12 protein-coding genes are annotated in these 12,444 nt (G+C 50.7%); 3 read left to right on the forward strand and 9 right to left on the reverse strand.

Annotated features, from left to right (window positions below):
• Positions 1-2 precede the first annotated feature (2 nt).
• The 4 genes from L21SP2_RS13285 to L21SP2_RS13300 all read right to left on the reverse strand — a co-directional run bounded on the left by L21SP2_RS13285 (position 3) and on the right by L21SP2_RS13300 (position 5,146).
• Positions 3-1,514 carry an ATP-binding protein gene (locus L21SP2_RS13285; RefSeq protein ID WP_024269063.1) on the reverse strand — a complete coding sequence of 504 codons (1,512 nt, stop codon included), beginning with the start codon at positions 1,512-1,514 and terminating at the stop codon, positions 3-5.
• A gap of 87 nt (positions 1,515-1,601) precedes the next feature.
• The gene (locus L21SP2_RS13290; protein WP_024269064.1) at positions 1,602-2,900 is read right to left on the reverse strand and encodes an O-acetylhomoserine aminocarboxypropyltransferase/cysteine synthase family protein; all 1,299 of its coding nucleotides are present in this window, start codon (positions 2,898-2,900) and stop codon (positions 1,602-1,604) included.
• 120 nt (positions 2,901-3,020) lie between these two features.
• On the reverse strand, positions 3,021-3,947 hold the full coding sequence (gene cysK, locus L21SP2_RS13295; protein ID WP_024269065.1) for a cysteine synthase A: 927 nt from the start codon (positions 3,945-3,947) through the stop codon (positions 3,021-3,023).
• 239 nt (positions 3,948-4,186) lie between these two features.
• Positions 4,187-5,146: an OmpA family protein gene (locus L21SP2_RS13300; RefSeq protein ID WP_024269067.1), complete on the reverse strand. Its 960-nt coding sequence runs from the start codon at positions 5,144-5,146 to the stop codon at positions 4,187-4,189.
• A gap of 572 nt (positions 5,147-5,718) precedes the next feature.
• Here L21SP2_RS13300 and L21SP2_RS13305 point away from each other — a divergent pair.
• Positions 5,719-6,585, forward strand: coding sequence for a DbpA RNA binding domain-containing protein (locus tag L21SP2_RS13305; protein ID WP_169730483.1), 867 nt, complete (start codon positions 5,719-5,721; stop codon positions 6,583-6,585).
• 297 nt (positions 6,586-6,882) lie between these two features.
• Here the strand turns inward: L21SP2_RS13305 and L21SP2_RS18145 are convergent, their stop codons facing one another.
• Complete coding sequence (locus L21SP2_RS18145; RefSeq protein WP_024269071.1) at positions 6,883-7,743, reverse strand: hypothetical protein; 861 nt, start codon at positions 7,741-7,743, stop codon at positions 6,883-6,885.
• Between the two features lie 21 nt (positions 7,744-7,764).
• Between L21SP2_RS18145 and L21SP2_RS13315 the strand changes: the two genes are divergently transcribed.
• The gene (locus tag L21SP2_RS13315; RefSeq protein WP_169730484.1) at positions 7,765-8,472 is read left to right on the forward strand and encodes an MBL fold metallo-hydrolase; all 708 of its coding nucleotides are present in this window, start codon (positions 7,765-7,767) and stop codon (positions 8,470-8,472) included.
• Between the two features lie 64 nt (positions 8,473-8,536).
• On the opposite strand, the gene L21SP2_RS13320 is transcribed toward L21SP2_RS13315, so the two are convergent.
• Both L21SP2_RS13320 and L21SP2_RS13325 read right to left on the reverse strand, forming a co-directional pair.
• Complete coding sequence (locus L21SP2_RS13320; RefSeq protein ID WP_024269073.1) at positions 8,537-8,983, reverse strand: hypothetical protein; 447 nt, start codon at positions 8,981-8,983, stop codon at positions 8,537-8,539.
• A gap of 138 nt (positions 8,984-9,121) precedes the next feature.
• Positions 9,122-9,478: a TraR/DksA family transcriptional regulator gene (locus L21SP2_RS13325; RefSeq protein ID WP_024269074.1), complete on the reverse strand. Its 357-nt coding sequence runs from the start codon at positions 9,476-9,478 to the stop codon at positions 9,122-9,124.
• A gap of 160 nt (positions 9,479-9,638) precedes the next feature.
• Between L21SP2_RS13325 and infA the strand changes: the two genes are divergently transcribed.
• Positions 9,639-9,857 (forward strand): translation initiation factor IF-1, encoded by a 219-nt coding sequence (gene infA / locus L21SP2_RS13330; RefSeq protein WP_024269076.1) that lies wholly within the window; start codon positions 9,639-9,641, stop codon positions 9,855-9,857.
• A 64-nt stretch (positions 9,858-9,921) separates the two neighbouring features.
• Here the strand turns inward: infA and L21SP2_RS13335 are convergent, their stop codons facing one another.
• Entirely contained in the window at positions 9,922-10,365 is a 444-nt protein-coding gene (locus L21SP2_RS13335) for a Smr/MutS family protein (protein ID WP_024269077.1), read from the reverse strand.
• Entirely contained in the window at positions 10,358-12,403 is a 2,046-nt protein-coding gene (locus L21SP2_RS13340) for a BatD family protein (RefSeq protein ID WP_024269078.1), read from the reverse strand. Before L21SP2_RS13340 ends, L21SP2_RS13335 begins: the two co-directional genes overlap by 8 nt.
• Between the last annotated feature and the right edge of the window lie 41 nt (positions 12,404-12,444).

A 12,444-nucleotide genomic window follows, 5' to 3' on the forward strand; every position in this document is an offset into this window, starting at 1 on the left:
CATCAATCCCTATTCGCCGCCACATGCACGGCCTGAAGCAGCGCATTATGCAGATCCGGAAAACGGAACGGTTTTCTAAGAACCGCAGAGAAACCCTCCGCCTTCAGCTCCTCCGGGGTATAGTTCATGGGTGAGGTTGCGGCATATATGGCTGGAAGCCCCGGCTGAAGCCGCTTTAGACGCTTGAGAGTATGGAACACATCGGGGATCTCCTCTCCGTCATCCTCCAGTATTACTAAATAAAAAGGATAGTCGGATTCCAGGGCGCGCTCGAACTTTTCATACAGCTGTGATGTGCTGGCTGCAAAACTTCCGAATATGCCCAGCTGATATAGCAGACGTTCCCACACCTCCTGCACCTCGGCATTATCATCAAGAACCAGAATTTTCAAACCCGGAGGCAGACTGGGCCGCTCAGGCGCCGCAGGTGCATCGGCATTCAGGGGAAGATAGATATGCACCCGTGTTCCCGCCCCGGGAGAGCTCTCAATATCCAGGCTCCCGTTGTATTCCAACGCAATATTCTTGGCAATAAAGAGTCCCAGCCCATCGGCATTGTCCCTGGTGGTAAAAAACGGCTGCTGTACCCTGGGAAGGATATCCATGGTCATGCCGGGCCCGTGGTCGGCAATCCCGATGAGCACCGAATCCCGCCCCTTTCTTTCCACCAGCTCTGTGGTAATTTCAATTTTATATGCTTCAGTCCCTGCCTGCACCGCATTGAGGAGAATGTTCTGAAACATCTGACTGATTTTTTCATAGTTTCCCCGAAACGGCGGAAGATCCGGGGCAAGGCTGAGATCCTGCTGTTTGTTGGATCCCATGAGACTCCGTTCCACGGCATCTCTCAAACATGATTCCAACGAGAAGCTGTCACCGCTGTTCCGGGAAGCAGTGCTCAGCCCCAGAATAGCATCCAGTTTTCCATTGCTCCGTTCAAGATGCCTGAGAATTCCGTCCAGGCTTTCATGCATGGAAGCCGTGGATTTCTCATCAGGGGGGTCGGGATTTTTCAGAATTTCACGGATAAAATCCACCGAACCATAGAGAATCTGAAGACGCTCCTTGAAGTCGTTGGCATAGCCTTTGATCAGCGGAAGCAGCGATTGTATGCGCTGAACCCGCCGGTACTCCTCTTCCATCTGCCGAAGCAGTGTCACATCTTCAAGAATGAGAAGACAGCCTCCCTCGTCCCGTCTTCGGTGCAGCTCCGCACGATAAATGCTTCGACCTGACCAGCTATTTTTAAAGGATATGGCATAGTCGGCCCAGGGCCCATGGGATTTTCCACGGGCGGATTGAAGCAGGGCATGAAAACGCTGGGCGTCCCCCGGCTCCCAGGGATGAAGATACGCATCCAGGCGCTCCCCCTTGATAGATGACACGCCTGCGGGCAGAAGTTCGCGAATGCCGGGATTGTGGTCATCCACCACCCCCGCTTCATCCAGGATCAAAATAATCTGGGGCAGAACATCAGTGAGATGAAGAACTGTTTCAACGGAACCTTTATCCACGGTATAAATTGTAAGGCAGGATGGTAGGTATTTCCAGCATCCCCGACCCCCGCTTGCAGGAGTCGGGATTCAGCCGAAAAAAAGTGATCAGCCCCCGAGAGCCTGATCCAGGTCTTCAAGTATATCGTCAATATGTTCAAGACCCACCGACAGGCGAACAAGCTCTTCACCTATGCCGGCTTCCTTGTGCTGCTGGGCAGACATCTGGCTGTGGGTTGTGCTGGCAGGATGGATGGCCAGACTTTTCGCATCACCCACATTAGCCAGCAGGCTGAAAAGCTTCAATTTGTTGATAAAACGTTCGCCGGCTTCCCGGCCGCCTTTAATTCCGAACACTACCATTCCGCCCTTCCCCCGGGGAAGCAGCCTCTCGGCATTTTCGCTGCTCAGGGAACCCGCTGCGTTTACTTTGCCGGGAAGTCCCGGATAGGTCACCCAGGATACCTGGGGATGTTCGGCGAGATGCCGTGCAACCTTGTCCGCATTTTCGCTGTGGCGCTCCATCCTCAGGCTGAGGGTTTCAAGCCCCTGGAGGAAGAGCCAGGCATTATCCGGACTCATAGCCGCACCCAGGTTCCTTAACGGCACCAGGCGCATCCTCAGGGCGTAGGCAACCGGCGTGAGTTCGCCCAGGTCATGAGCATAGCGCAAGCCATGGTAGCTTGAGTCCGGCTCGTTCATGGTGGTGAACTTCGGATACTTGGACCAGGGAAATTTCCCGCTGTCCACCACAATACCGCCCAGTCCGGTTCCGTGACCGCCTATCCATTTGGTGAGGCTGTGAACGACAATATCAGCACCATGCTCAATGGGACGGAACAGGTAGGGGGTGGCAAAGGTGTTATCCACAATCAGGGGAACTTCGGCTTCATGGGCAATTTCCGCCCAGCGGGGGATATCAGATACTCTGAGGGTGGGGTTATCGATGGTTTCCACAAACAATGCCCGGGTTTTATCATTAATTGCCGAGCGGATGGCGTTTTCATCCAGCGGATCCACCAGATGAACCGTTATGCCGTACTGGGGGAGAATGTCATTAAACATTGTATAGCTTCCACCGTATAGATTTCTGGAGGCAACGATCTCATCCCCCGCAACGGCGATATTGATAAGGGAATAAAATATTGCACTGGTTCCTGAAGCGGTGGCCAGGGCGGCTGCACCCCCCTCCAGATCCGCTACGCGTTTTTCCAGAACATCTGTTGTAGGATTCATCAGCCGGGTATAGATATACCCAAGCTCTTTTAATGCGAACAGATTTGCGGCATGTTCGGTATTCTTGAACATGTATGCAGCGGTCCGGTGAATGGGTACCGCCCTGGATGGTGAAGTATCTTCAATTTCCTGTCCCTGATGCAGGGCCCGCGTCTCAAAATGATGTGCCATGATGTCCTCCGTTATATTTTTCGAAAACAAATTTATTCTTCAATGATCCATGTATTCTTCAATGCAAATCACAGGGTATCGCAATACAAATCACAGGATGTTGTCGGATGCTCTTGTGTGTCAGTCATCAAACAGCCAGGTGCTCAGATACCGTTCGCCGCTGTCACAGATCACGGTAACAATGGTTTTGCCCCTGTATTCCTCTCTTGCTGCCATTTCCAGGGCCGCATGAAGGTTCGCTCCGGCACTAATCCCCCCGAGAACACCGTGGCCTGAAGCCAGTTTCCGGGCGGCTGCCCCGGCATCCTCACTGCGCACCTTTATCACCTCATCAATGATTTCCGTATCCAGAACCTCCGGAATAAATCCCGCCCCGATACCCTGTATCTTGTGCGGGCCGGGCTTGCCGCCGGAAATCACCGGACTTCCATCAGGTTCCACTGCCACAAGCCGCAGTTCGGGGTTCAGCTTCTTCAGCTCCCCGCCGGCCCCGGTGAGCGTACCTCCGGTACCCACGCCTGCCAGGAAGACATCCACTTTGCCCTCACTGTCTTCCCAAATTTCCTTCGCGGTGGTCAGTCGGTGCACCTCCGGATTGGCGGGATTCGCAAATTGCCGGGTGAGGAGAGCGTCTTCCATCTTCTCCGCCAGTTCCTCGGCTTTCTTCACCGCTCCGCCCATCCCTTCATTTCCGGGGGTGAGCACGAGCTTGGCACCGAACGCCTTCAGCAGCCTCCGGCGTTCGATACTCATGGTATCCGGCATGGTGAGGTACACAGGATGCCCGGTTGCAGCTGCAATATATGCCAGGGCAATACCGGTATTGCCGCTGGTGGCTTCCACAATGGGCGCACCCGGAAGCAGACGCCCCTCCTCCTCAGCTCGGCGAATCATGGACAAACCAATCCGATCCTTCACACTGGAGAGGGGATTAAAATTCTCCAGCTTCAGCAGTACCTCCCCTGCCAGCTGCTCGCCTTTTTCCGGTTGATAGCGCAGCATGGGAGTGTTCCCTATCAGTTCTGTAATTGAGTCATAAATAGGCATGGATCCATCTCTCCGGCCTACGGTGGAGTTATCCCCGAAAATCAGCGGATACCGCAGCCAAATCCAACTTAACATACCCAATATATATTGTCAACATTATTATGAAATTATTGGGGATACGGACTCTGGAGGCAGAGGAATTTGTTTAAGGCCGGGCCCGGGGCTGGGGCCCTGACTGAGGCCGGGGCACAGCATGAAAGGCGTCCCCGGGTAATTCACCATGCCCGGTGGTCAGATTATCAGTTTTCCAGAATAGTAATTTCAACCCGGCGGTTGCGTCGCATACCATCAGCCGTGTCATTATCCGCCACAGGTCTGGTGGCGCCGAAGCCCTGATACATAATGCGACTTCTATCCCGGGCGTCCAGTTCGATGAGAAATTCCACAACTGCCCTGGCCCGGTCTTCACTCAGCTGCTGCCTTCCTGCTGCAGTTCCTGCAAGAGCAGTGTGTCCGCTGACCAGAATGTCCCGTTGCGGATACGCAGAGAGAATCTCAGCGATCTTCCGGATCTTGGCCTGCTCCGAGGCCACCAGCCGGGAAGAATCCGGGGGAAACTGAATATTTTCCAGAGAAATGGTAACCCCATCCTCATCATCCCGGACCGAACTGTCTTCTACACCCAGCTCGTTCAGTCGTTGACGCAGATCATCTTTCAGGGCTTCCCGGTCCAGATCGGGACTCTCGATAACCTCTGCTGAAGCACTCCCCTCATAGGTTACGGTGCTTCCGTCACTGAGATGCAGCATAATCTCGTAATTCTCGTCATAGGAATGGGGGCGGCCCAGAATATTATCAAAGTACAGATTCTGATCCGAGTAGCCGGTAATCAGATATGGATACAAAGGATTTCCCGACGGTATATCCTTTCGATGAAATATATTGTATCTGATAACGATATGATGCAGTTCCTTTCCATCCCTGTTTACAGGTCCCCGGTACTCGTAACTCACAGGCATGGGAAAAGAGAACACCTCCCGGATATTGAAACCCTGACGCAGATCATGAACCTCGTATCCTGGAGCGGACCAGGTTTCACCGGGAAGAACATCCCGGTCGGGAAACATGGGAACATCACGCACAGTCGGGACAAAGTACTCATCTGAAATATCATACTTGCCCAATGAATTACGCCAGAAATCGGCAGAGTATTCCCGATCCAGCTGATAGGCTTCGCCGCTGTTGCGCCTGGCCTCCACCGAATGCTGATAGAAAACCTGCTCCCGGCCGGAATCCCCCGGGTCTCCAGCACCTCAACCTGTATCCGATTAAGCAGCTCAGCGCTGTGCTGAAAAATCCCGTTGAGATATACGTTTTGATCGATTTCAGAAAGGATACGGTAGCGTTCACCATCCCGGAAGCGGTATCGGAACGTCTCTGCATCCATCGACACAGAGACAAGAGCGACAAGAATAAAAAAAAGCACCGGATACCGGCGATTCATACTGATCATATGCGCACACCTTCCCATTATTGTATCGGTATTATCACCCATTTCTTGACAAAGAAAATCGGCAAAGCTATTGTTACATAAGATACAGCGGAATACCCGTAGCATCAGTTTTTTCGCCAGTTTTTTTAACAAGGAGGATCAGACAGAAAACCACAGAAGATGTCACACACACAAACCAGTATGTTATTTTCAGCCCGGGATCACATAATTAATTACAATGACCGGATCCCCTATTATGCCATCATACAGTTCTGTGCGTCTGCGTTGCAGAAATCAGAACAGAGAAAACATGCTGAAGCACCCCAGGGTTTGATTGTTGTGCAACGGGAATCAGATATTGACCGCTTTTTTTCACTGACTGCGGATCATAGACCGGCATGGCAGGTAGTAACCTCCGCCGGTAATACCAGGGATTTACAAATCCCCCAGTCCAGTCCGGAGTTGATCATTGGAAGCAGTGCTTCCGTTATCGACCTTATACGAAGACAGGACATTGTTCCCGAAAACATCGGCCTGATGATTATCATCGAGGCAAATCAGGAAAACAGTTTTTGGATTGATATTGAGTTCATCCTTACAAAAACCTATATGCGAAATATCACGGCGATATTCTCACCTGAACTGCATGAAAATCATTACGGCATTATGTCCTATTTGCGCAAGCCCGTTACCCACCAGCTTCAGCAGTGGTTAAACCAACAACAGGAGATGATTATGGCAAAGCGTGATAATCAAATTAATGAAGAACAGCTTTCGGATCAGCTGGCAGGTATTTTGAAGGAAATACACGAAAACGAAGACCCTCAGGAACTGGATGAGTTCCGCCGTGTTTTCAAGAAAAATGTATCGGTATTTAAACGTGCATACGTTGCAGCATATATGCTGAAATATTTTAACGCCGGCGGGAAGCGTCCCTCAAAACGCCGCAGAGAATCCAATGCAAACATGACCTCCGTGTTCATCGGTATCGGAAGAACCCGCAGAGTATACCCGCGGGATATTGTAGGTCTGGTACTGGATAAAACCAGTCTTCAGCGGGAGGATATCGGGAATATCAAAATTCTTGATAACTATTCCTTTGCTGATATCAACAAGGAAAAAACCGATGAGGTTATTTCTGTGCTCAACGGCATTGAATACCGTGGCCGCACCCTGAACGTGAACTACGCCAAGAAGAAGAACTAAAAACAACGCCCAAAGAATGTGCCAAAGAATGTGAAAGTCGTCAAATCAATTCTTTGGGGCGCTATTAAAAGACATAAAGCAAGAAGAGAAGAACCACCAAAAAGAAGTTTATCACCACCCCCAGCCCAAAATAAAACAATGCCAACAACTCGTGAACCACCGCTTTTCTATGACATTGCTCAGCCAGAACCTCGGGATCCCCCTGAATAGCCACCCGTTCTGCAAAGGGATCGTTACTCTCCCGGGGATAAAAGCACCAAAGCCGCTCCTGGTCTCCACCCTGAATTACACTGTTTCTCAGACTGAACCTGGGATCATTGAGGATCTCATGCCGGTGGGGAGAACATATCTCCCGTTCATAGCTTCCGCCGTCGGGGAGTACGCCCCGGGATACCTGAGGGGAAGACGAAGAAGATCCCGCTGTGAGCGGTAATTACGCCCCTGCCTCCATTGGGAGCGGTAGAGAAAATACAGGAAGATTCCCGGAGGGGCAAGAATGAGACCCGGCAAGAGTGCCAATGGAACCAGGAATATCATGCTGAAATCCTCGCCGCTTTGCTGGAGGACCTGCAGCAGGAGCAGGAGCTCCAGCATCACTCCGGAGAGCAGGGAGAAGGGCGTAATACTGTTCCAGAATTCATTTCTCTGACGTCCTGTCTGGATGGACCGTGAGAGCACCTGCTCGCTTTCCACATCGTGAACAATCACCAGCATCCGGCACAGGGGATCGGTGTAAAAAAGCGGGACAAGAGAAGAATTATCCACCATGCCGTAGATAAAAAACCGGGTTCCCTCCGGAAGGCTGCTGAGATTTTTCCACCTGGTATATGCCGGAGAGGCATCGCTTCTCTGCAGAACTTCGGAGTTCAGATCATGCCCCGGAAGCACAAAAATATGCTGAGTGGAGAGATCGACCCTCACCCGATGCCTTCCGTCGCTGAGCCAAATAATATTTTCATCCTCAATTGCATCAAGACTTCCGAAAAAACGCCGAGCCTGATTTCCGCTGCTGCTTGCGGGATACACAGGAACCATGGATGCCTCGATAAGAGACTTTCGAAAGCGGCGCCATCGGGTTCTGCTGTAAACCGCACCCAGAAACGGGAGAATTCCGAAGAATATGAGAGCAATCAGCACCGCCAGCAGATTGATATTCATGATTTGCTTGCCTCCCGGAGAATGAATGTCTATTCTTTATACTATATGGTTGAAAGGATAATAACAGGCCCGCTGCATACCAACAGCTTTGTAGTCTCCACAGGAAGAAAGTCCTGTCTGCTCATCGATCCGGGTGTTGATGCAGAAAAAATCTGGCAGAGTATGGAACGGATCAATCTTACCCCCCACACTATCGTGTTTACTCACGGACATATTGACCACACCGCTGGTGCCCTGGAAATTATAGAGCATTATCGGGAAAAAGGTGTGGAAATACGGGTGGGAATTCATTCTTCTGATGCGGATTATCTGGGATTAAACGGTGAAGAGATCAATCGAAAGCTTCTTCCGGTTAACAATGAAGAAGCGGATGAAGTGTTCACCCAATTATTCAAACCCCGGCCGCAGGCAGATTTCTATTTTTCCGATGGGGACAGCCTACCGGAATCCGACTTGCAGGTTATTCATACACCAGGCCATACCGAAGGAAGCGTGTGTTTTTATTCGGAGGTCAACTCCGCACTGTTCACCGGAGACTCATTGTTTTTCGATGCACTGGGAAGAACCGATTATACCAGCAGCAATAAGGATGATCTTCTGAATGTACTGAATTCCAAGATTTTTCAACTCCCCCCGGAAACACGGATATATCCCGGACATGGCCCCCTCTCTTCTCTGGAAAGGGAGATCCGGGATGACAGCTTTAAAACAAATCATGGGATGATTTAGTATTTTTTCGGAACGACAGATGTAAAGGACAGATTTAAAAATCAGTTGTAAAAGATTCAGGGGATCACGCGGTCATGTTCAGCAAAAGGGCATTTTCACTGTCGTGCACGCCGAAATTCGCACCAAGATCCCGGGAAATTCCCTGGATCCCCTGGCTCTGAAGGTTTCGGTATTTTTGTGCATATTCCTGGATCATGGCATCTATGGCTTCGGTACTCAATCCGCTGACATCTTTCTCAGAATCCCGTTCCATTGACCGCTCTTTCATCTGCACAAGACGGTCTATTAATGTATCCAGCACCCGCAGCCGGGATGACGAATAGCCGCTGGCATTATCAGGGGAAGGTGATACGGTAATGTGCTTAAATTGGGCATACACGGAAAAGTCACGTACATTCACTGCAACCTTGCCCCCCACTGTTCTGGGTCTGAGCATTTGAGAAAGAGGAATGGTGGTTGCTGGAAGCCGCTGCTGATTGTGTAGATTGAGGTTGGCTGCACTCAATTCCATTACTGTCCTCCTGATTACCTTTTCGGCAAAACAGGAGGATGTATTAGAGATTAATGCCCACACAGGGAGAAAACACCCATGCAATGCAATCTATCTGCAGCTCGGCCTTTCTCCCGGAATACTATCTTGGGTCAGGTATCAGCGGTTTCTCCGCTCAAGTTCATTCTGATATTCGATTGTATAGAGGGCATACGGAATTGCCTCCAGGCGTTCAGCGGGAATCGGTTTCCCGGTTTTCAGGCAGTATCCGTATTTTCCATTTTCGATTCTGGAAAGAGCAGCTTCTATGAGATTCAAACGCTTCACTTCCTGTGCAGACAGGGTGCTGAGCAGTTTTTTATCGATATCTGAACTGGCGGCATCCACCAGGTCCTTTTTATCGTTTGATGAGGCAAGTTCGAGAAAATCCTCATCTTCGTGTATGAGGTTTTGGATGATTTCAGACTTCATCTGGAGAAGTTTTTCTTTCATCCTGTCTACGAATTCTCTATCCATGGAGAACTCCTCAAGAACGGGGGTTCTTATTAAAATTTGCGATAAAATGCCTGAAAGCAGGGGAAAAGTCAACAAGTTGACAAAAAAAAACCAATTTTTTATTATGCACATCTGACCTCTCCGAAGAGAGGCAGTATCAACGAAAACATTTGGAGTATATGTGGCAAAAGAAGAGGCAATAGAAGTAGAAGGTATCGTAAAGGAAGCTCTGCCAAACACCATGTTCCGCGTGGAGCTGAAAAACGGTCATGTCATTCTCACACATCTTTCCGGAAAAATGCGGAAGCATTATATCCGAATTGTCCCCGGCGACCGGGTCAAGGTTGCGCTTTCCCCCTACGATCTTACCAGGGGTCGAATTATTTACCGCGAACGCTAATCGTCTTTTTACCCGTCTCAGGTCCGGAACCGGAATTAACCACAATTCCAGGCCGGCACCCGGATCATTTGATTACCAGCCAGAGAGCACCGCTTCCGCCCAACGACCTGCCGGGTACACCATGACGGCCGGCGTGAGGATGGGCTCGTACAACCTGCATCACCGTATCTTTGAGAACCGGGCCATCCGTACTGTGGTTTCCTTTGCCGTGGATGATGAGAACCTTCTTCCATCCGCGGCGATAGGATTCATCAATAAAATGCCGGAGAGAAATCTCGGCGGCCTGCGCCCGCATACCATGAAGATCCAGAGTGGACTCTATTTTCAGACTGCGGGGATTTACACCGCCATGTTCCGCTTGCTCCCTCTCGTCATCTTTGCTGCGGCTCTCCTCCATGTCCAGATAGCCGTCCACCATCCGTTCAAAATCCGAGGATGATCTGCCCTCGGACCTTCCCCGGGAACGTATTCCGTCCCATTCTTCCAGAATTTTACCGAAGTCAGTCATTCTCCTGCTCTCCCTGTTCCGCATTTTCCGGGGAGTCCGAACCTGATGATGCCCCAAGATTCAACGGGAGATATGCCCGCTGATCAGCTACCCAGGCTTCAATTCCGTAGGCGGTCCGTATCTGGATAAACCCCGATGCGGAAACACCCGGGGAAACAGTGGTACCCTCCGGCAGAAAAATCCAGTTTTCTGCTTCCTTATCCGGGATTTTCTTCAGCATTACACCGCCCTCCTTGATTACCGCGATATGGCTGTCCACACCTGAGCGGTACATGAACAACATGGTGGTACTCAATGCAAGCACTATGATTACCAGTACTGCACCAACTACAAAGGACGCATTCCAGCGGGGCTGAAAATCTTTCTGCACCAGATAGATGCCGCTGAAAAGAATTGACAGATAAACAAGCAGCAGAGACCAGTCCCCGTGCGGAATTCTGTTGATACTGAATTGTCTGTTTAACTGGAGCTCCTGCTGGAGGGTGCCCAATGCAGAGCGAAGGAAGGGATCCAGGGGAGAAAGGCTGACTGCCTTCCTCATAAGCATTACCGCCCGGGCATTATTACCTTCCAGATGCTCGAGCTGTGCCACATGGAAATACAGCTGAGTGTCCCGGGAACGGATTCCCAGCAGACTTTGTCCCTTGAGAAGCAGAACCGGAAGATTATCGTCCTCATTCACCTTTTCCACATTTTCAAGATACGACTCAAGCTGCCGGGATACCGGTGCCTGGGGTTCCGCGTTTACCAGAATAATCAAGGCAATACTAATGGAAACCAGCGTGTATATGAGTACACCGGTTGCGGAAACTGCCGAACGTTTCTTCCCGATTATCCGCTGAAAAATAAGAATAAGGGGAATGAGGGCAAACAACAGAGCGCCTATCCAATTCATAGCCAGATCCAGGGGAAACCTTTCCGCCAATCCCCGGCGAACGGGATACCGCAATTGTGAAAAACTGGGCTGTTTTTCCGTTATTTCCTTTTCCTGGATATTAACCCGGTATATTCTCGTTCCGCTGCGCTGAACACCCTCAAGAAATGGATTAAACCACTGAAAATCCGGTACCATAACGGTCATCTCACCGGGGCTGTCCGCCCTGATTCTGTAGATTTGCCGGCGTGAACCGCTGTATCCGTTTTCCGTTGCCTCATAATCGGCAATCTGATCCCGACCTTCGATGGTTCCATTGCGGACCTCTATTTCGGGCATCTGCAGCACTCCCAGACTGCCTTCACCGCTGATGATCAGCTCAAAAACCAGCTCGTCCCCTTCTTCGAGCTCTTCCGGGAGGGATGAAACTGACAGTTCAAAACGCCCTACAGCCCCGTTTTCTATGCTTGGACTGTCCCTGAGAGGCTGAATCTGAATGACCTGGGAAGATACGGTACGGCGGTACCCGCTGAAACTCACCTGTGCCGCAGGAATTCGCAGGTTTCCGCTTTCCAGAGGCGTGTAGAGAAACGTCGCCAGGGGGATTCTATTGAAGGTTTCATTCATGAACTCATAGGTGGTGAGTTCACCCAGACCGGTAACCTCCTCAAGAATACCGTCCCTGGCTGATTCCACCCGAAGGCTTTCTGGAAAAATGATCTCTTTTGCCCGGTGCATATCCAGGGAGATATACACGGTTTGACCTTCAAATATCGGTCCTGAAGGGAAGCTCCATTCCAGTTCCGGGGGAACCATGCTGCCGTCGGCGGTTACCGGCACAAGTATTTCCTCAGTTTCCAGACGGAGCTCCGGCCAGATCAGCGTAAAGGGTTCAACTGTCACATAGCCTGCAACGTCTGCAACGTAGTTATAGCGGTAGCGGATCCGGTCTTCGGGAATATCCGCAGAAAAAGAGCTTTCGTAACTGGGACCGGAGTAATAGCGCATTCTCTCAGGAGTCTGAGGCCGCTGGATACGCAGTCCCGGCTGGTATTCCCGGGGTATCTCAATATAGAGATTAAAGCGGCTCCCCTCCTCCACCGGTTCCTGCTGGAGGTATATGGAGATATCATCCCGGCTCTGGGCATATAGCGAAATAGACACACTGAGCAGCCCAAAGGAGATCAGGAGAAAAATACGGATGA

It is taken from the genome of Salinispira pacifica, from assembly GCF_000507245.1.
Classification (GTDB): domain Bacteria; phylum Spirochaetota; class Spirochaetia; order DSM-27196; family Salinispiraceae; genus Salinispira; species Salinispira pacifica.